The 20,495-nt window shown below is 38.6% G+C and carries 17 protein-coding genes; 2 read left to right on the forward strand and 15 right to left on the reverse strand.

The window, feature by feature from the left end:
* Positions 1-171: 171 nt before the first annotated feature.
* The 4 genes from addA to AC4G3K_RS09250 form a co-directional block, all read right to left on the reverse strand.
* Complete coding sequence (gene addA / locus AC4G3K_RS09235; RefSeq protein ID WP_491133127.1) at positions 172-3,912, reverse strand: helicase-exonuclease AddAB subunit AddA; 3,741 nt, start codon at positions 3,910-3,912, stop codon at positions 172-174.
* Positions 3,905-7,384, reverse strand: a complete 3,480-nt coding sequence (gene addB, locus AC4G3K_RS09240) for a helicase-exonuclease AddAB subunit AddB (RefSeq protein WP_491133128.1) — start codon at positions 7,382-7,384, stop codon at positions 3,905-3,907. The genes addA and addB overlap by 8 nt, the downstream gene beginning before the upstream one ends.
* A 307-nt stretch (positions 7,385-7,691) precedes the next feature.
* Complete coding sequence (locus AC4G3K_RS09245) at positions 7,692-7,865, reverse strand: hypothetical protein (protein ID WP_491133129.1); 174 nt, start codon at positions 7,863-7,865, stop codon at positions 7,692-7,694.
* A 328-nt stretch (positions 7,866-8,193) separates the two neighbouring features.
* Entirely contained in the window at positions 8,194-8,805 is a 612-nt protein-coding gene (locus AC4G3K_RS09250; RefSeq protein WP_491076470.1) for a TVP38/TMEM64 family protein, read from the reverse strand.
* A 211-nt stretch (positions 8,806-9,016) separates the two neighbouring features.
* Between AC4G3K_RS09250 and AC4G3K_RS09255 the strand changes: the two genes are divergently transcribed.
* Positions 9,017-9,391, forward strand: a complete 375-nt coding sequence (locus AC4G3K_RS09255; RefSeq protein ID WP_491076469.1) for a YhjD family protein — start codon at positions 9,017-9,019, stop codon at positions 9,389-9,391.
* 31 nt (positions 9,392-9,422) lie between these two features.
* Here AC4G3K_RS09255 and AC4G3K_RS09260 read toward each other — a convergent pair whose 3' ends face one another.
* Positions 9,423-10,004: a competence protein ComK gene (locus tag AC4G3K_RS09260; RefSeq protein WP_491076468.1), complete on the reverse strand. Its 582-nt coding sequence runs from the start codon at positions 10,002-10,004 to the stop codon at positions 9,423-9,425.
* A 260-nt stretch (positions 10,005-10,264) separates the two neighbouring features.
* Here AC4G3K_RS09260 and AC4G3K_RS09265 point away from each other — a divergent pair, with 260 nt between their 5' ends.
* Complete coding sequence (locus tag AC4G3K_RS09265) at positions 10,265-10,495, forward strand: IDEAL domain-containing protein (protein ID WP_491133130.1); 231 nt, start codon at positions 10,265-10,267, stop codon at positions 10,493-10,495.
* Between the two features lie 278 nt (positions 10,496-10,773).
* Here AC4G3K_RS09265 and AC4G3K_RS09270 read toward each other — a convergent pair whose 3' ends face one another.
* The 10 genes from AC4G3K_RS09270 to AC4G3K_RS09315 form a co-directional block, all read right to left on the reverse strand.
* Positions 10,774-11,238, reverse strand: coding sequence for an NUDIX domain-containing protein (locus AC4G3K_RS09270; protein WP_491133131.1), 465 nt, complete (start codon positions 11,236-11,238; stop codon positions 10,774-10,776).
* A 66-nt stretch (positions 11,239-11,304) separates the two neighbouring features.
* Positions 11,305-11,841, reverse strand: a complete 537-nt coding sequence (locus AC4G3K_RS09275) for a DinB family protein (protein ID WP_491133132.1) — start codon at positions 11,839-11,841, stop codon at positions 11,305-11,307.
* Positions 11,842-11,992: 151 nt separating this feature from the next.
* Positions 11,993-13,249 carry a M48 family metallopeptidase gene (locus tag AC4G3K_RS09280; protein ID WP_491133133.1) on the reverse strand — a complete coding sequence of 419 codons (1,257 nt, stop codon included), beginning with the start codon at positions 13,247-13,249 and terminating at the stop codon, positions 11,993-11,995.
* A 383-nt stretch (positions 13,250-13,632) separates the two neighbouring features.
* The gene (locus tag AC4G3K_RS09285) at positions 13,633-14,547 is read right to left on the reverse strand and encodes a patatin-like phospholipase family protein (protein WP_491133134.1); all 915 of its coding nucleotides are present in this window, start codon (positions 14,545-14,547) and stop codon (positions 13,633-13,635) included.
* A 474-nt stretch (positions 14,548-15,021) separates the two neighbouring features.
* The gene (locus AC4G3K_RS09290; protein ID WP_491133135.1) at positions 15,022-15,624 is read right to left on the reverse strand and encodes a DUF2238 domain-containing protein; all 603 of its coding nucleotides are present in this window, start codon (positions 15,622-15,624) and stop codon (positions 15,022-15,024) included.
* A gap of 209 nt (positions 15,625-15,833) precedes the next feature.
* Positions 15,834-16,820: an ABC transporter substrate-binding protein gene (locus AC4G3K_RS09295; protein WP_491133136.1), complete on the reverse strand. Its 987-nt coding sequence runs from the start codon at positions 16,818-16,820 to the stop codon at positions 15,834-15,836.
* Positions 16,821-16,838: 18 nt separating this feature from the next.
* Positions 16,839-17,504, reverse strand: a complete 666-nt coding sequence (locus AC4G3K_RS09300; RefSeq protein ID WP_491133137.1) for an ABC transporter ATP-binding protein — start codon at positions 17,502-17,504, stop codon at positions 16,839-16,841.
* A 28-nt stretch (positions 17,505-17,532) separates the two neighbouring features.
* On the reverse strand, positions 17,533-18,294 hold the full coding sequence (locus AC4G3K_RS09305) for an ABC transporter permease (protein WP_491133138.1): 762 nt from the start codon (positions 18,292-18,294) through the stop codon (positions 17,533-17,535).
* Entirely contained in the window at positions 18,287-18,910 is a 624-nt protein-coding gene (locus AC4G3K_RS09310) for a hypothetical protein (RefSeq protein ID WP_491133139.1), read from the reverse strand. The genes AC4G3K_RS09305 and AC4G3K_RS09310 overlap by 8 nt, the downstream gene beginning before the upstream one ends.
* Positions 18,911-19,592: 682 nt before the next feature.
* Positions 19,593-20,354, reverse strand: coding sequence for an SDR family NAD(P)-dependent oxidoreductase (locus tag AC4G3K_RS09315; protein WP_491133140.1), 762 nt, complete (start codon positions 20,352-20,354; stop codon positions 19,593-19,595).
* Positions 20,355-20,495: the final 141 nt, after the last annotated feature.

Here is a 20,495-nt window from a genome sequence, read left to right on the forward strand (position 1 = left end):
AAATTTATAAGAGTGAATATACATAACTTAAAGTAATACGCTTTAAATAGAACTTAATTATTGTTTGAACCAACCTCACCTGACAGGAAACCTCTTTGATTTACCAAGAGAAAACAAAAAAGGGCGACACACCACGCATGGTTTCCCATACATCTATGCCGCCCTTAGAAATTAAAGTTTTAATACATGTGTTCCATCAAAGAACAGTAAATATCTTTCTGATACTTTTCTTTTCAGAATTTGTTCAATGGCTCTTGTATATAATTGAATCTGTTTTTCATATCTTTCTTTTAACACAGGCTCTGCTTCTTCAAATCCATTTTTAAAACGATCCGTGATTGCGTCTGTTTTATAATCAAGCAATACGAGGCCATTTTCATCTTCAAACAGGCAATCCACTATCCCCTGCACAAGAATGTTCTCTTCACCAGCCTGCCAGTCCTGATACGCTTCATGAGCTGGAAATGCCATAGTAAATGGTATTTCCTTACGCACTTTTTTAGCATGCTGCAGACGTTGTCCCAATTCACTCTCAAAAAAGCTTAATATCTGATCAACTCTAATTTCACTGACTTGTTCCTTCGTAGCAAATTCCTTCATCACCAAAAACTCGAGCAGAGTCTGAATAGACTCTTCTGTGACCGGTTTCGTAACATCCAAGTGCTGCATTACCAAGTGCATCATGGTTCCTTTTTCAGCAGGTGACATTGTTTTTTGCTGCATAAAGGCTGGTCTCTTTAAGTTCATCCGTTTAAAGGTGGCCTTTACTAAATCAGTTGCACTGTACTCATCTTTTGAATCATTCATTCGTTTCAACTCGGATACAGACTGCTTGGAGCGCCCTGTAGTCGCACTTTTAAATCGATAATCCCATTCGATTTGTTCCCTGACCTGTTCTTTATATTCTGATTCAATCGCAATGGGCTCCATTTGCTCAATCGATTGAAATAACAGTTTGCTCTCCAGGCTCTCTTCTTCTTTTGACGATTGCAGTGTATTCGCCTTTCGAACATGAACCTGCCATTCGGATGGATGAGCAGCAATCTCAAGCATCGAGTCGCCGGCAATTGTCCCCTCTTTAAACATGCGATGCCTAACCAGGGAAGGCCCAATCCAATCCATATAGGAAGTAGCATTCGCTCTTGTATAATCCGGAAGCAGCCAACCTTCTTTATTCTCAAATACAGACCATTTCTTAAACGATTTTTCAGCATCTGCCAGGGTTCCTATTAAGTACAGCTTCTCTTTTGCACGGGTTAACGCAACATACAGAACACGCATTTCTTCCGCTATATTTTCGAGGAGCTGCTTTTTCTTAAAGGCAATCTGCGGCAAGGAAGGATACGTGATTCTTAATTCCGGATTCACATAGCGAAAAGCCAGCCCCAGATCCTTATCCACTAAATAGGAACGTTTTAAATCCATTTGATTGAATTTTTTAGATAGTCCTCCCAGGATTACGACAGGGAATTCAAGTCCCTTACTTTTATGAATCGTCATAATTCGGACGACATCTTCCTGTTCACCCAAGGCACGTGCCGCACCCAAATCACTGCCTCTTTCTCTCATCCGATCGATAAATCGGAGAAAGCGGAAGATTCCTCTAAATGAGCTTTCCTCATATTGTCTGGCACGATTATATAAGGCCAATAAATTAGCCTGCCTTTGCTTACCGCCAGGCATCCCGCCAACAAAATCATAATAGCCGGTATCTCGGTACAGCTGCCAAATTAAATTGGACAATGTCCCCTGACGAGCCTGGTTTCTCCATTCGTGAAGATAGTCAAAGAACTTCACCACTTTTAAATAGACAACGCCATATTTTTCAAAGGACCCAGTCTGGCAATAGGCTTTTAATGCATCATAGAAGTGTCCCTTTGGTAAGGTAATCCGGATATCGGATAAGTCCTCCTCATCCAACCCTACTATAGGAGAACGCAGCACAGACGCGAGCGGAATATCCTGATACGGATTATCGATAACTTGAAGAAGTGAAATCATAATGGCCACTTCTGTCGCCTCAAAGTATCCTGTTGAAAGATCAGCATAAACAGGTATACCCTGTGCCCTAAATTCATCCATAATTTGAGGGGCCCACGGCATGGAGCGCAGCAAGATAACAATGTCCCGATAGGTAATGTTGCGGTATGTTTTCGTTTTGGCATCATACACTTTGCGGCGTTCACCAATCATCTGTTTGATCAATTCAGCCATTTGCCTTGCTTCTAACAAAACCGTCTCGAGATCTTCGTCTGTTTCATCATTATCCTCGGAACCATAATCCGTTCCTTCTGCTGCTTTATCAATCAAATACAGCTCCACCGGATACTGCTCATCCTCAGGATAGGCTGCTCCTTTTTTCAGTTCAGCTGCTTCATCATATTCAATTTCACCAACCGTTTTCCCCATCAATTGTTTAAATAAAAAGTTGGTACCGGCCAATACTTCACTACGGCTTCGGAAATTTTTATTTAAATCAATCTTTATTCCGGTATCAATCGGTTCTGTCGAAAACCGACTGTATTTTCCCATGAAAAGATTTGGTTCAGCCAGCCGGAATCGATAAATCGATTGTTTAACGTCACCAACCATAAACATATTGCCGGTTGATTCACCGTCCTTTGTGACAAGCTGTAAAATTGTTTCCTGCACCATATTGGTATCCTGATACTCATCGACAAGTACTTCCTTGAACTTCTCGCGATACTCCAATGCAACATCCGTTGGCTTTAATACTCCATCCTCATCAATTGCCAGGATTTCAAGAGCCATATGTTCCAAATCGGAGAAGTCAACAATCCCACGTTCAAGCTTTTCTGCCAGGAATCGCTCTTGAAACGCTATGACCAGCTCGGCAAGCGTCAACACATATGGCTTCATATCAGCTATATCCTTCAAAAAACTATCCGCTTTTCGAAAGAATAAGTCGCTCGAGATTCCATTGATCAATTTCTTAACATCATCTCTCAATTTCTTGGCTTGACCCGCTAATTCCTCATCACAAGTCCCTTTGCGAACCGTTTTAGCCTTTGCAAAGCTAGCCTGCGAAAATGTATCCGCCATCGATTGCCAGTCTGCTTCAAGCGATTCAGATAATTTGTTAAGCAGCTCTTCATCAAATTTAAACGTTTCGCCAAGAGCCGCCGGACCATCAGGCAGTAAGCTTAATTGATAGCCTTCATGCGTCATTTCCTTTGCTGCCGCTAGGCGCATCATAATGTCAAATTTCAAGACAGGATAGAAAGGCAATTGCTCAATCTTAGTATGTTCCCCTACCTCATACATATCGACAAGGCTGCGGAGCCACTTTTGCGGGTTGGGGTTGGACCGTGAGAAGTCATCCAATACACGAATGATATCCAGAATCGTACGGTCACTGCGGTCATCCGTAAAAGCATCGACAAGTCGGAAAAATGGTTCATTATCTGAGATTCCATACTGCGTTTCCAATACATCCTCAAGAACTTCATCTTTAATTAATTCGATTTCCGTTGAGTCCCCGATTCGAAAACCAGGATCGATATCCATTAAATAATAATGGCTTCTCACCACATCCAGGCAAAAGGAATGCAGGGTTGAGATATTCGCTTTATTCAACAAGCTGAGCTGTTTCCGTAAATGCCTGGATTCCGGATTCTTCTTAATTTCCTTCTCCAGCGCTTCGGCAATTCGGTGGCGCATCTCAGCAGCTGAAGCATTCGTAAAGGTAGCAATCAGTAAACGATCCACGTCAAGAGGGTTATCTTCTGAAATAACCTTTCTGATAATCCTCTCAACCAGTACGGCCGTTTTACCACTTCCGGCCGCTGCAGCTACCAAAATATCATTTCCATCCGCTGTGATCGCTTTCCATTGGTCATCTGTCCATAAAGCATCTGCTGGTTTTACGGGAATTTGTTTCTGGTTATTCATCTTCTTCTTCCTCCTCCCGTATAGCCTCGAAGATTTCTTCTTTTTTAGCTGGTTTAAACACTCTGTATTCATTACTCTCAAGAGAAGGATCAAACTGACAAACCGTTTTATAATTACAGAATGTACACGGTAATTTATTTTGCAGGCGATAAGGTTTAATATCAGCCACACCGCTCGTAATCGCATTTCCTGTATCGGCATACATTTTCTTCATATGACGGCTTAAAAGAGAAAACTCTCCTTCACTTGCGATCCGAGAAGCTGCCGTGAAATGCCCGTCCTTTTTAAAGCCAGCCGGCACAATCAGGGATTCTCCATTTTCTAAATCACTGTCCATCATCTTAACAACCTCGTCATCCCCTAAAAGCAATCCTTTCATTTTAAAGCTTTTAAAGACTTCCCGTTCAATCTGCTCTAACGTATAAACCCCGTTATTTTTAATTAATGGATTGTGAACATGGAAATAGAGGACACCGGCAGGCTTAGCTTGTGCCCCAACCAAGAGTGGTGAGTGCGTGACTACAATATCCAGGTAGGTCAACATTTGCAAGGCTATTCCATAATAAATTTCTGTAAAGTTCAAATCCTTCGAGCTCGATTTATAATCGACGATTCTTAAATAGGTTCCATCATCTGTGGTTGCCTGATCTATCCGGTCGATACGCCCAGCCAGCTCCATCTTAGTTCCATTTTTAAGATCAAAAGTCAGAGGCGGCAATGTACCACGACTGCCAAATCCAAGCTCAAGCCCAATCGGTGAAAACTGGCTATTTTTAGCCTGTCCACTTAGGGTAATAGAAGCTCTGGCTACAATTTGCTCCAGCTTTCTTTTTAGATAATGGAACCGGTTTGATGATAATAAGATTTCATTTTGCAGCTTGGGAGCCATGACCTCTACTGCTGTTCTGGCTAATTGGATACACTGTTCCCGTGATAAAGCGCCCCAGCTTGTACCGCGCTCAATAATTTGTTCCGTCATCCACTGCAAAGCACCGTGGAACATTTCACCGATATCAGGAGCTTCTAAACGATAAATATCCCGTTCCCTAAGTTTTAAGCCGTGTGAGGAGAAATGCGCAAATGGGCAGCTATTGAAGAGCTCCATTCTCGACACACTGCCCTGGATTGTCTCTCCATACAACTCAACTGCTTTTTGATCAGGGATTTTCTTTGCTTTATTTTGATAGGAAAGTGCAGAAAGGACAAATGCGGCTTGATCCTTCATTGGACCCTCTTGTACATATTCGTTATATACATCCCACCAAACAGGTGATACTGGATAATTTCTTCTCTTCTGCTGAAGCTGACTTGCCAAAAATGACAGCGTTGCTCTCGTCTGAACCACATACTCCAATTGCAGCGCATCACTCATTTCAGCCGGATCATGCACAAAAAAGGTTTCTTTCACCGCACCGAATAAATCCTTCACACGTTTAATATAAGAGGACGCTAATAATTGCTTTCCTTCATCATCAGCCAGTGGATAGGAAAAATAAATATAGTCTGATGCAACCAGAAAAGCCTTGTATGCAGCAAACTCCTCATCCAACAATTTGGTGCTCGATGTTGGGGCCAGCTTAATTCCGGAAGAATGCAAGGTTTCCCGATCAGCATCCGAAAGAATTCCCCCTTCACTGACTTTTGAAGGAATCACTCCTTCATTCAAGCCTGCTATGAAAGCTATTTTGACATTTTGGGGACGTGATAAATCCATATTGGCCACCACAACTTGGTCAAGAGATGGCGGAATTAATGAAAAGTTCAACGTTTCCATCCCGCTCTCTAGGATTGCAGCAAAATTCTTTAACGTAACCGGCCTGTCCCCAACAATTTCTACAAATTGATCCAGCAAATCAATGACACCATTCCATACCTGATCGTGCTCAGTTGCATAGATGAGCCTGCCTGCTTTTTCATCACTTTGGGCTTTTCTTTCAAGCTTTTCCGGTATATTAAGCTCATCTAAATACATGTATAGAGCCTGAGCATAATCTGTACCATTTTTTGCCTTCTTAAAACGATTTGCAAGACGGCGGATGGGCTCTGCCACTTGTTCTTTCGTTTCATTTAACAAGGCTTCCATTTTTAACTCTGCATCTGTCTGAGCACTGTCCACCAGCTCAAGGCCGCGGTTTCTTTTATATGTCCATTCTTGTTTCTTAATCCAGCGGTCACCATAATAACCTCTCGACAATACATAATTTTCGAGCAGGGCAGCGTTCTCCCGCTCCTTTGGTATATACGCATCTTTCGCAAATAAAAGATCTGTTTTGATTGCCCGAAACATCGGTTCATAACGCCAATTATTCGTTACGGCTTCAAGAGTCGACCGTACTAACTCAACTAGAGGGTGATTGAGCATCGGCCTCTTTTGGTCAATAAAGACAGGGATGCCATAGTCCGTAAAGACGGTTTCAACCACTTCAGCATATTCCTGACTGTTTCTCATTAACACAAATATATCTCTGTACCGATATCCCTCTCGTACACTCTTCAAAATTTTACGCGCGATACCTTCCACCTCAGCCCTTCTGTTTCCGGCTGGGCAAAATTCAAATTGCGGCGTACGCTCGAATACGGGTGCCGGTCTGTTGGCAAACCATGTATCCAAATGCTGCATAGATTCGTTCTGTATAAAACGATGCGGCTCTTTAAATACACGATCCTCCTCAACCTGTACTCCGTTTTGAAGTGCGATTTGATACAAATCAAAATAAGTTTCACCTGTCATTCTAAATAAATGCAATGGATCAGGTGCCAAATCTTTGAATGGCTGATCCAATGTCAAGGAAACCGTCACATTCCTGCAGTGTTGCATCAAGCTTGCCATAATCCCATATTCTTGAGTTGTAAAGCTGTAAAAGCCATCCACATAAATTTCAGCATCCCGCAAGTAGGATGATTCAGGCATCTTTTCTACCAGTAAATTAAAGTAGTCCTCCGAATCAACGTACTGTCCTTCCAATTCATGTTCAAACCCATTGTATAAAAGAGATAGATCATCAAGCTTCGAACGGAGAATCGGTGATACATCACCATTTGTCTGGTTTAGCATCTCATCAGGAGTAAGACAGTATCGCTTGCACTCCTTCAACAAATCACTTAATTGAGTAATAAACCCCTGCTTATCACTCGAACGTTGAAAGGTCTTTAATTCGTCCTTTTTTTCCTCCATGATTTTACGGATCACCATGTTGACACCGACATTATTTAAATGCCGTCTGCCCATGCCGCCTGTTTCCTGCAGAACCTTCCATGCCAGCCGGCTAAAACTGAACACTTGGGCACGTATCATCCCGCCGAGATTTGGCGTATTGATTAATTCCAGCTCAGCCTGAAAAGTCATCTGATCTGGAACAATATATATAATTGATGGACCTTCCGGATCATGCTCCAGCTTAGCCCTAATATCATTTAAAATGGTTTCTGTCTTACCAGTACCTGTTTTTCCAATATAAAATTGCAAAGACATTAAATGTGCCTCCCCCCTTTATATCTATCTCTCTATTTTATCATAATTAATATCGTTTTCTCCTCAATTGACTCTATATCCCATCATTGTAAAAAATGGTTTATTTTAATTGTGACAACAATTTTTTTTGCTAAATACGCAGGAAATGAGAGAGAAGGAATTAATCTTATGGAGAAGACAAAAAAGACACTAATTTAAAAATTACAATCTGTGAGAGACTACTTTCACTACAAAGAAAAACAATGACCATTTGTATTCATGATCATTGTTTTAATTAGTTCCATATTAAATTGTAAACTATTAGTAATTAACAAATATAAAGCAGAAAAGCCCAACGTGTGTAAGCTACAATAGATATTCCAGCCATTCCGACCGACGAATCCCACTCCTTCTCCTTCCTTGATCTCTCAAACGTAATATTTTCAAATAGCTTTGTTCCGCCATAGTTTTTTTCAATTTGTTGTACACTGCATACAATCATGGTATGAACTCCTCTCATGCTCATACCTTATACATAAAAAGAAGCCATTAGAAAGTCGATATAAGACTTCCCCATGGCTTTCGAATTCCTATTTTATCGAGGGTATAGAGACTTATTATCGTTCTTTATTCATATGAATTTCCTTAAAAAGAAATTGCACATGAAAAGTAGCACGAAGCAATGACAAATTTTTAAAAGCCATTACAAACATACCTTCACAGAACGATTCACTCTACACCTCCTTTAACGAGTTAATTTAATTAAAATTAAAAACGTCCAGACAATTATTAACAGCTGCTGTTTTACTCTTCATAGATGTCTTGCCATTCTACGAAGGTTCCTTCTGGTCCACACGGTTTAAACGCATCTCGACTTGTTTACCTATAAGCCATAACAGGACAATGACGATACCAACAATAATACTTTTAACCGGTTCGCGAATTAAAGACATAATGTCATGGCCAATATAACTAATAGTAAAGATCATAACCAATTTTCCCGCAAAGACTGCAAGCATATATTGTTTTGGACTAATGTCAGATAATCCACAAACTATATTTACAATCGCGGAAGGAGTAAATGGGAAACAAAGCATGATAAATAGCGGGCCAAATCCATGATGATTGATCCAACGCATTGCCTTTTGCACAGCTGCATGTTTATGTACAAAGGATAGGGCTTTTTTCTTTCCATATTTTCTGGACAAATAAAACACAACCATCGCGCCAGCCACAGCCCCTGTCCAGGATAAAAGAAATCCAAGCCACAAACCAAATGCATTGGCATTAGCCGTCACAAAAACAAACAAAGGCAAAAACGGAAGAAACGCTTCAAAAAAAGGGAGCAGCAATCCCGGTATGGGACCCAAGTTTCTATAATCACTTATTAATTTGGCTAAGTGCTCCATAGTTAGCCAATCTGTTAACCAATTAAAATCCATAGTCTCTCCTCACAAACAAATGACAAATTCTGTTCATACTCTATAGATATCCCCAATTATTATGGATTAAAACAATCATTATATTTATTATATCAGATTGCTTTAAAGAGAGAATTAGTTAGAAAATAAACTTGTCAAAAATGTGAAAAGCGATTATTCTATACAAGAACATACGTTCGTTTTTTACAGACATTGAAAGGACGCGATATACATGACCCGCATCCCTACAGAAGAACGCAATATAATGGAAAAAGCGATTTATCTACCAATGGTTCTCACTGTACTGTCACGAGACCTCCAAGTAGTAAAAGTATCGCCCTTCAAATTAAAACAACCTTACTTATTACTGATTGATGAAACGATGAAACAGATCCAAGCGGAATTAAAACAAGTAAGCCACTATATGAGGCAGCATCAACTCAAAGTGGAAGAAACAAAAAGAGACGAATCATTCACATCTTTTTTATTTCTTTATAAAGGCTATGAGGAATATCATAATTATTTCAATCCCCGTATCCGCAATAAAGTACAGGAATTACTGGAATATTATTTTTTAAAACAGTGGACGGATGAACTGAAAAAATAAGCGGCGTTGTTAAAGGAATTTATTAACGTTCTCAATCTCTATATGGAGACTGGTTTAAACTATTTGTTTGAAAATCAGATTTCCGATCATTCACTTGGATGGCATTATATAAATAATTTGTCTTTCGCTCTGCCTCTGCAAGTTTCTGAAGGAGCTTCGACTTTAGCAATGCTGTTCTGAGCATTTGGTTTTCAATGATACTATAAGATACCGGTATTACAATAGATTGTTGATTGTGGAAATTGATTTGTGTTTTAGTCGCGCTAATCTTAACTCTGGATACGATGTGCTCATAAGAAAGCCAGATGCACGATTCTTTCGCAGGAGATGTAGTAGGAAAAAAGAATAAGCGATTTCCCGGCTCTATTGAAATGGGAACTTTATGTGAAATACCAAGAAGTGTTTTCGTTGACTGGCATCTCCCAGGATAGTTTGCACCAAAGTAATCACAACTGGATTTAACTACTTCAGATGGTCTAAAAGGTACTAAAATTTCTTCATCAAATTCAATGATTTTAGAATATGTTTTTGATCCATATTCAACTGGAACGATAGCAAATGTAAATGGACTGATTTCGTAATCCTCTCTCCTGCTTATCACATTTGTTTCCATGGCTTCCTCCTTGTATGAGCCTACATTTAAACTACCATTTCAATATAACATAATATTTCAAAATAATTGGTTTATTCACCAAAATTTCAAATTTAACCCAAAACTCTTGTGATTTCTGAGGTTTTTATTTTTTATATATTGGGTATTTTATATAATAACTATATTAACCTATTATAATAAATTTTCTGAATTATTTAAATATTTGGTTGATTTTTCTTTTTATCTGACTTATAATAAAAAAAAGCAACGGGGGGATATCCATGAATCACGAAAAAGCAAATACAGATTTCGTAAAGGCTGTTGATGTGACTGTTGACCAGGCGACCATGGAAGACGTACTTATGGATATGATGATTTACGAAGCCCAACTAACCCATGCACAAAAGAAACTAAAAAAAGAAATTGATCAGGCCTTAGACAATAGAGACAAAGAAGCGTTTATGAAACTTTCCGCCGAGCTAATTGAATTGGAGAAAAACTTTGGTCACTAAGCCAAACAACTTGTTAAAGTAAATACTAGTATAAAAAATCACAGGGCAAGGATCCTTTAATCCTTCCCTGTGATTTTCTTGTTTTCAATCTTTTAATCTGTGTTTGACTCTTACCAGTACTTAGAATGAAAACGTTGATTGAATCAATTACTTCGTAAATGCAATGATTGTATCAAACCTTTCCTTACCTCCTATCCGGACTTGAACCTCTTCTTTAATAATCTGATGATACCCTTTTGACAAATGCATTGCCCCATACTTCCATCACAAAGCACCCTCTAATTTACATCCCCCAAATATACGGGGACAGGTTCTCCTTTAGTATATTTGATAAGATATCCCCTCATTTGTTGCGGATAGACTCTGTAGGTTAATAAATCACTTAATGACAGCCATTCAACTCCTATTTGACCGTCGTCCGGATTGGTTCCATTGTGCACCATTGTATGAGTACCTTTAATTGTACACAAAAACATATATTCAATTTGATGGGTGTCATAATCAAAGGCAGCGTGTTCATGGTTTTTACCAATATATTCACGGATCAGGATTAAATCGTCTATTTCAACGTCCTGCCCTATCTCTTCTATACATTCTCTTTTCAACGTTTGATGAAAGGTTTCTCCGTACTCTTGTCCACCACCGGGCAATATATAATAGAACCCTTCATGATCTTCTTTTTTGATAGCGAGTAACTGATTGTCCTGAATAATAATGGCTTTAACTGAATTTCGAATAGGCATTTATAGATCATCCTTTATGGTGTATTCTCCAATCAAAAAAGAGCTAAGGAAATTAAAGCCCCAGCGTTATTGAATCGGAAAGGAGTCAGAGTTTATATAACGTTCTCTAATTATATTGGTGTGATGCCGCTCATGTCCGGCAATGATAACAGCCAGAGCACTGACTGTTATTTCGAAATTGTTTGCTGATCCTCGGCACAGCCAATCCTCATTGGTTAGACTCTTCACCAAGACAATCGTAGACTGACGAACGATTGAAAAACATTGAAGAAGCTCGTCCATTGATTGTCTCGTAAAGACTGCTTGTTGAACATATTCCTCCTCATTAAAACCCGGGAGGTTCTGGCTCTCTCCCCGTGCAATTGAAAGAAGCCTATATGCCATGATTCTCTCAGTATCAATCATATGGCCAACCATGTCTTTAATACTCCATTTCCCCTCGGCATACCGGTATTCTGCCTGGTTATTTGTAATTCTCTTTAGAAAAACAACAGTCTCCTCCATTTGTTCAGTTAAGATTTCGATTATATTGCCTTCAGGAACCAATTCTACATACGGTTGATAATAAGCGGCATATTCACTGTGTTCTAATTGTTTCCTCATAGTCCTTCTCCTTTTATCTACTCCCTTTATTTATTCCACTTTCTTCGCTAGATTCCTCTATTGTACAAAAGCAAACAGAGCCATCTAATGGCTCTGCTTTCTATCCTATTTTCTTGCTTATCTTCCCATTCAATATTAAAGATTACAAAGACTATTCTTTAAACTTCTCTGCCCTCTCAATTCTCTCAAGCATGGTTGGATGGCTATTACGGAGTATTTTAACCAGCAAAGGCGGATTCATTTGACTTAGTCCCTTTTCAGATAGCTTCTGAAAAGAGGAAATGGCCGCTTCAGGATTATTAGTCATTTTTAACGCATAGGTATCTGCTCTTGTTTCCTGTACACGTGATACATAATTCGTAATGGGGTTTGCGGCAAACAACAGGATAGATGTAATCAATAAAAAGAGCGGTAATGAGCGAATATCACTCATCGATTCTAAATGATATAAGTCTCCTCTTTTTCGTATCGCCCTCTTCATCCATTTATCCGTCAGCCATAAGCCAACCAGCATAAGAATCAAATAGCCGCCAATTCCGATGTATATATGCTTTTCCACATAATGAGCCATTTCATGAGCCATGATAAAAAGAATCTCATCATCCTCAAGACTATTTAATGTAGTGTCCCAGAGAACAATTCTGGAATTTGAACCAACCCCTGTCACATAAGCATTTAAAGAATTGGTTTTCTCCGACATATTGACTTCATACACATGCTCAGCAGGAATATTCGCTTTTGCCGCCAGATCAAGAATTTGCTCCTCCAACGCTTTATCTTTAAGCGGATAAAAATCATTGTAGAGCGGATCGATGACGACCGGTTGAATAAACATCACGAATATCGTAAATGGAATGCATAGCAGCCAGCTATACAGCCACCAGCGAGCAGGGCTTTTCCGAATGAGCCAGTACAAGACGAGTACGACAATTAAAGTCATTCCTAAGTCCACCCAGAACTCAATCAAGTTATCTTTCATCCAGGAGGAGAAGACTTGAGTGGATATGCCATAGGCAATCGAAATTTTATATCGAATGTATGAGAGCGGCAAAAAGACAATGAATAGAAGGAGTGAAAGCCAAAAAACATAGCCGCCAATTTGAACGAAACGTCTTTTCCAAGTTTGCTTGCCCCATTTTTCAATTCCTTTAGATAGTCCCGAAACAAGGACTATCGCATAAAATAACCACTCAAGCGGTGTACTGATAAAGAAGAAGAAATTCCGTATCTTGGAATACGATTCACTTTTTTCTATCATTTCTTTATTCATAAATGTGTTGGGATCAGCACCGGTTCCCTTCACCGAATCAGGAATAGCTGTATGGGCACCGTGAAAAAGATAAACATATATTGCTAATGCGTAAATCAAAAACAGGCCAATTATGAACAGAGTCCATTTTTTTCGCAAAATTACCCCTCCTAAAAACATTCCTTCTATATAGTTTACAAGCATTCGTACAAGTTAGAACTCTTATTCATTCTTTCTCCATTCCGCCACATAATAATCATACATTCTCACATGTTTCAATAACTTCACATTAACCATCATATATATAATGGTAAATATTGAGGACTAACAAAACGAGGGGAACTGTTGAATGTTAATTTACTATTTAACTGGTTATAGATAATTGCAAATGGATTTTCCTAAGGGAGTCACAATGGAATCCACTATCGGTACAAATTATTCTTTCAAGGAAATGCCACAAAAAATACGCTTATTGGAATTTATGTCTACGAGTCCAGAAAAAGACTGCCAATTGACAGTCTTTTCTTATGCTCTTGGCTTCGTTAGTAGAACTTGGACCCAGCACAATTAGAATCTTCAGCTTTGCAGCCTACATAATCTGTCCCGAGAAAGTCTAGCAACTCCTGATTTCGGTCATGAAATTGTTCTAAACCTTTTTTATGTGATTTCCACATAATCTCCGTATTTTTTTCAAAACTCTTAAGTTCAAACGGCGGTCGATAAACGAATGCTTTCCCTTCTTGCTCCAACTTTTCTATCAAATTCATTGTTTGATTATAATGATGCGCACGATTCTCCATGGCTTGAACCAGTTGAGGATATTTCTTACGCAATAGCTTCACTGCCCATTTTGTCTGACTGTCGAGCTTCTTCCTGTAGCCCTTTGGTCTGGTCAAAATGATGACATGTTTTTCATAACCATCCGCTATCGCCTTTTGGATTGGTACCGAATCAGCTAATCCTCCATCATAGTAAGGAATATTATTTATTTTGATTTCAGGAAACAGAACTGGAATAGCACATGTGGCTCGTAAAATAGTAGCCCCTTTGTCCATTGTTTTGCCGTCCATGTATTCTACCTTTCCGGTATAGGCATTTGTCACACCAAATAAAACCTTACCTTGGTAGCTTTGAAATGTCTCCCAATCAAAGAAATCCAATTGGTTAGGAACCGTATCATATGCAAATGTAAGCCCAAATAGGCTTCTCTCCGTGAGAAAATTACGCACTCCGACATAACGCTTATCATTCCGGTAAGTAGATATGAAGCGAATCGTTCTGTTTTTTTGCTCAGAAATATAGGAACATGCACTAATGGCACCCGCAGAGATTCCCAATATGTAAGGAAACATAATCTCTTTCTCTAAAAAACCGTCTAAGACACCCGCTGTATATACCATGCGGAATGTTCCGCCCTCTAAGATCAAGCTCGTATTTTTTATATTGATAGGAATCATCTAAAAGTCTCCTTTATTTGTGCTCATATATATGTTTATAGATGTTGTTTAAGCCATAAGGAACCCCATGTTCTCTTCATAACTCCTCATCCATAATTATTTGTAACGCATCAAAACTTCTATAGCGCTGGTTCATCTATACTATTTTTCTCGTAAAAAGGAGCTGTCCCGAAAGCCAATGAAGTATGGCTAATAAGGGGCAGCTCTTTCTTTCTATCAAAATGTTATGATAATAAATAATTATCTTTTCAATACAATCCGGTCACATATCAACCTACCATAAGGACGTTTACGATGTAAATAATTATACCATTGAAAAAATTGAACGACTGATCTTCAACAAGTGAAACCTGCTATTACCCTTTGTATTTTATTATAAGGGAATTCATATATTTAAACTCGAATTAGAACAAATGACCTTTGTAATCAACTGAAATGAATAACCCGGGTGAATTTAAAAAAAGACGGCCACAATCAGTCGGCCGCCTTACGCTCATGATTTCTGATAGAGTAAAAGAGGGCGCTTATGACCCCACCAATCAACCCGTCCATCATATCGAACATCGTGTCCTTTGGATCGCGCCCTTGGGCGGTAAAATGGAACCATTGATCACCTGCAAACTCGAGCAGCTCCCATGCACCAGCTGAGCAAAGCGCAAAGATAACCATAAGACCTGCCAGAAATACTTTCGACAACTTCCGCATAAGCTTCTCACCAATTATCTGCTTGGTTAGTACCAATGCCGCGTATCCGAGCCAAATGCCTGAGGTAACATGAAGGAAATCATCAAAATGCTTAATCGCATACCCTCCACCAAATGTTCCAATTCCGACTGAAATAAAAACAAATAAATACGTCATGATCATAAGTAGCCCATCAAGCGGCTGCTTTGCCTTCCATTGCCAGCCCCCCATAACAAGTAGGCTCACACAAGTCAGAATGCCCATGAACCCCTTCGTACCGTCACCTTTAAAGAACATGATCATTGTTCCAACTAACATCAACAGAGTAACTGCTAAAAATGTAGCCTTCTCCATTTTCATCCTATTCATCACCATTTCTCCTCTCGCTGCCAAATGTATGTCTTCTAATAAAATATGCTGTATGTATAGATGCGCCTTAAAAATTAAAAAAAGCCATGCGAACGGCACCATTCAGAGGAAAAATCTCCCTTACACAAGGTGGTCGCAATACCATAACTCCCAGATTGATAGCTGATTCTTTTTGGAAAGTACATATAAAAAAGGCATGCTTCTTAAGTTTTAAAGAAACATGCCTCCTTCTACTATTCTACTTCCAATAGTAATGACTGGATATCCACATCGTTTTCAATCATATTGTTCTCTTTCATGAATTTTACCGTTTTTTCCATACTTTCAATATCAGAAGGTTTAATTTCCATATTGAAGTCATACATTTTATACATTTCTTTTACACCATCCAGAGGTAGCTCGGTTTCTTTTGCTGCAATCTCCATAACTTCCTCATAATTTCCATCGATGTATTCCAATGTTTCTTTTTGTACTTGTAAAAATTTCTTTACTAAGCCAGGATTCTTCGAATAGAATTCTTCACTAGTAGCCACTACGATTGTTCCATCAACCAGTCCATCACCATTGGTAACAACCTGATACCCATCTTGAATCATATTATAGGCGGCCGGGCCAGCCAGTAACGCAAAATCTACTTCTTCCGCCACTAACGCCGCTTGTGCAGATGGAATATCCATTTGTACAAATTCGATATCCTTATCTGTTAAACCTTCAGTTGCTAAATAATTGATAAGCAATTCATGTAAAACTGTTCCTTTTGGACCTGCTACTTTTTTCCCTACTAAATCGGTAGGTGATTTAATACCTTTAAGGTTTGTAAATAACATAAAAGCCTCAGGAGAACGACTATACATGCTCAAAATTTTGATATCCGCACCATTCGATGCAGATAATATGACAGATGTGGCACCTACTGCATTCAGGAATTGGATATCTCCCGAAGCTAATGCTTGAGTTTGTTCAGGACCGGTAGTTAAATTGGAATATCCAAATTCGATCCCTTCTTCCGCAAAAGAATCGGCTAACAATCCTTTTTCTTTTTCAACAATGGAAGGAATATTTAAAGGAGATTGCACGTAAGTTGCCTGCACCTTATCCACTGAATACGTGTTCTCATCGTTATTTTTTGTGTTTTTCTTCTCAGAATCGCTATCTTTTCCACAGGCAACAATAACTGAAACGCTCAGTAAAACAAGTAAAGATATTAACCATTTCTTCATTATTTTATGTCCTCACTCTCACGCTAATTTTTCTATGATGTCTTTCTTTATTTCTATTAGAGATGGCGATAATACATCTCTGGGATATTCATACGACTCCAGATTAAATTGAGCATGAATTTTCCCATCATTAACTATAAATATATTTTGCCCGATTGCTATAGCTTCTTCGATACTATGCGTAACAAAGATGATACTTTTCTTTTTTAGTTGGTAAATTCTTATTAATTCTTTCTGCATTGCTTCACGTGTGAAATAATCGAGTGCAGCAAATGGTTCATCCATTAATATGATGGATGGGTCATAGGCTAATGCTCTTGCTAATGCAACTCTTTGTTGCATGCCACCGGATAATTGGTGTGGATAGGCTTTCTCAAATTTCTCTAACCCTATCAAGCTCATTAACTCTTCTATTTCGTCAGAATTTATCTTTTGTTTTTCTAAACCAAATGTAATGTTCTTGGATACAGATAACCATGGCATTAAACGGGGTTCTTGAAAAACAAAGCTAACTTTTTCATCACTATCAATGGATATTTCTCCTTGATCGCATTGCTCAAGATTAGCTAAGATGCGTAGAAGCGTAGTCTTCCCACATCCGCTTTTCCCCAAAATGACACTGATGCTATTTTGAGGGAAATTGACATTAACATTTTGCAATACATCATGCTTTTTCCCATCCACCATAAAGCTTTTATAAAGTTGATTTATTTTAATCCCAGCTATTTTTTATACCTCCCCTACGAGTGAATTTCTTGCTTACGAATGAGAAAACTTTATCGCAGAAGACTCCAAGGAGACCAATCACGAGAATTCCGACAATCACTTTATCAGAGCGGGACATCGTCTGCGCATCTAATATGAAGTACCCTAAACCGCTCGAAGCAGCAATCATTTCTGCACCAATAATGGCTCTCCAGCTATATCCAAGACCAACCTTCATCCCTAAAAGAATATCTGGGACAGCAGACGGGAGAATGATTTTCAGAAAACGTTGCCCCGGAGTTAATCCTAAAACCTCACCGACCTCCAGAAGCTTATGATCACATGAACCAAACCCCTTTTTTATATTTAAAAACATTGGAAAAAACGAAGCTAAAATGATTATGATCGTTTTGGATTCTTCTCCGATGCCAACCCATAAAATTAGCAAGGGAATCAGGCTCAGAGGAGGAACATTTCTGAAGAACTCCACAATATGATTGTAATAAGGAGAAAGAGAGGGCTTTAAACCAGCAATGATACCTAGGATAAAGGCGAATATAAAGGCAATTGAAAAACCGACAAGTACTCTATTCAAGCTTGCAAAGATATGAATAAACAGTTCTCCCGTTTGTACCATTGATACAAAGGTATCCCATACTTGCGTTGGACTAGGCAGAATATAGGCGCTCCATATCTCGAAATAGCTGCATAAATACCATACGATTAAAATAACAGCAATCGGTATCAATCTTTTTATTATATTATTCATTTGTTATTCGAACTCCATCTCCATTATGGCAACCACCTCGGCAATACAACATTTCTATTAATTGTTTATCTTGCCTAGATGCATCCTGGAAAAAGCAATCAATATCATGCTTAGATGCAAGACTGACCACATTAGGGATATTATCAAAAAAACCTGGCGGAATCGGACTATTTTCAATTGGTTTACTATTTAATCTGATATGATGTTCTCTGCAAAACTGAGTCCATGTTTGAAATATCGTGTTTTTTAATACTAATTTGTTTCCTAGATCTCTTAAATCTGTACAAGGAGTGATGATATAGAGTTCTGCATCATCGTCTTTATATCTATTAGCGAGTTCTTCCGCACAATGAATTAAGATTGGATGGATAGTAGAGTACTCCAAACTAGCATGATCATAACGAGTTTTTACATAGGTTATAGCTTTAGGACATCTATTGTCACAAAGAAGCTGCTTACAGCTTTCATATCTCTCTTTATTTTTATCTTTCACTATTTGTAAGTGATTTTCTTCACAAGCAACAATTTGAAACCCTATACTCTCTAAAGTAGAATGTAATTCTTCCAGATCGTACATCTTTAAAACGACAGGATTTAGCCAAATATATTTTTTCACTTCCTTCTCCTTTCTTATTAGAAAGCGATAAACACTAATGCCTAAAAATTATTGAGATATAATATTATCATAATTGATAATGATTATCAATGTAGCTTGTACTATTTTAACACTCTACACTAGAGTCTTAAAATTATTCTTCAAATCTATCTAAAATAAAAAATCTCTTTAGTGCTAATTGATCTGAACCTAAACTAATAGATATAAATTGAAAGGACATACCGTATTAACATAATATGGTATGTCCTTTGTTAAATCATTAAAACACTGAATTAAAACTGCATTTCTCCTGTTAAAAATCCCGTAATAATAATTGCGATAAAAATGGCTAATAGCCAAAAGTGAAATATCTTTAGATAAAGAAATAGGTTTTAGATGCTTTTTTAACTTATCATATAAAATAAAATCAAGGATTTATAGGAATTACAATAATTATTGCGATTAGATCCATGTAAGTAAACGGCTTACTAAGATAACTATCTAAGTAAAAATTAGTTAGTAAAATTACAATAATGAGTATACACTTTATCCCCAAATGTTTAATAAGATTCATATTCTGCACTCCATACCCTGAATTAACCTATTTCAATTGTCGTATGACAAATCCCTTTCTCATACATACAACGCCAGCCATCTCTCAGAACTTTATTAGTAGAAAAACAACTGTGGCAGTGATCCCTCCTTATCGTCCGAAAGTATGCCCGCCATTTAGAAAAACAGTCTGACCTGTCATGAATCTTCCTTCTTCACTGGCTAAGAATACAACCCCTGGAGCTATATCACTGTCCGGGTTACCAAGACGGCCCAGAGGAACTGGCTCCATTGTTTTTTTATATCCTTCTGGATCATGTTCCATCCATAGTTTCGCAGCAGGTGTCAGTGCGCCTGGAGAAACGACATTTACCGTTATGCCGAATTTACCGAATTCACGTGCTGCAACACGTGTTAAGCCACGAATCGCTTCTTTTGCGGAACCATAAGCAGCGAATTTTTCCATCCCATCGATGCCAGTATCCGAACACACATTGATGATACGGCCATAACCCGACTCTTTCATATGAGGGACACATTGTTGCATAAAGTAAAGTGAAGCGACTGTACCTGTTTTCCAGGCCAGTTCCATTGCTTCGTATGTTGTTTCAAGTATAGAAGCAGTAGGTTTTGAGGCCTGTGCATTATTGATGAGAATATTTACAGCACCCAACGTTTCAACCGTTTTATTGACAACATTTTTTACTTGCTCTTCATTCGAAACATCACATTGAACAAATAATGCTTCCGCACCCATATCTTTTAGTTCTTCAACAGCCTTCGCCCCTGTTTCAGCATTGAACTCAGCGATTGTAATTTTCGCCCCTTCTTTAGCGAGCGCTTTCGCGAACGATAGTCCCAACCCCTGGCCTGCTCCTGTAACAATAGCTACTTTTCCGGCTAATCTGCCCATAGTATAATCCCCTTTACATAGTTCGTATTGATTGATGCCAACATATTGATTATAGATGATACTTGATAAAAATTTATAAGAATCTGAATTTCGATCTATACGAATCCTTATATAAATAGTATTTGCATGCATATCATACGT

It is taken from the genome of Bacillus sp. z26 (genome assembly GCF_058313635.1).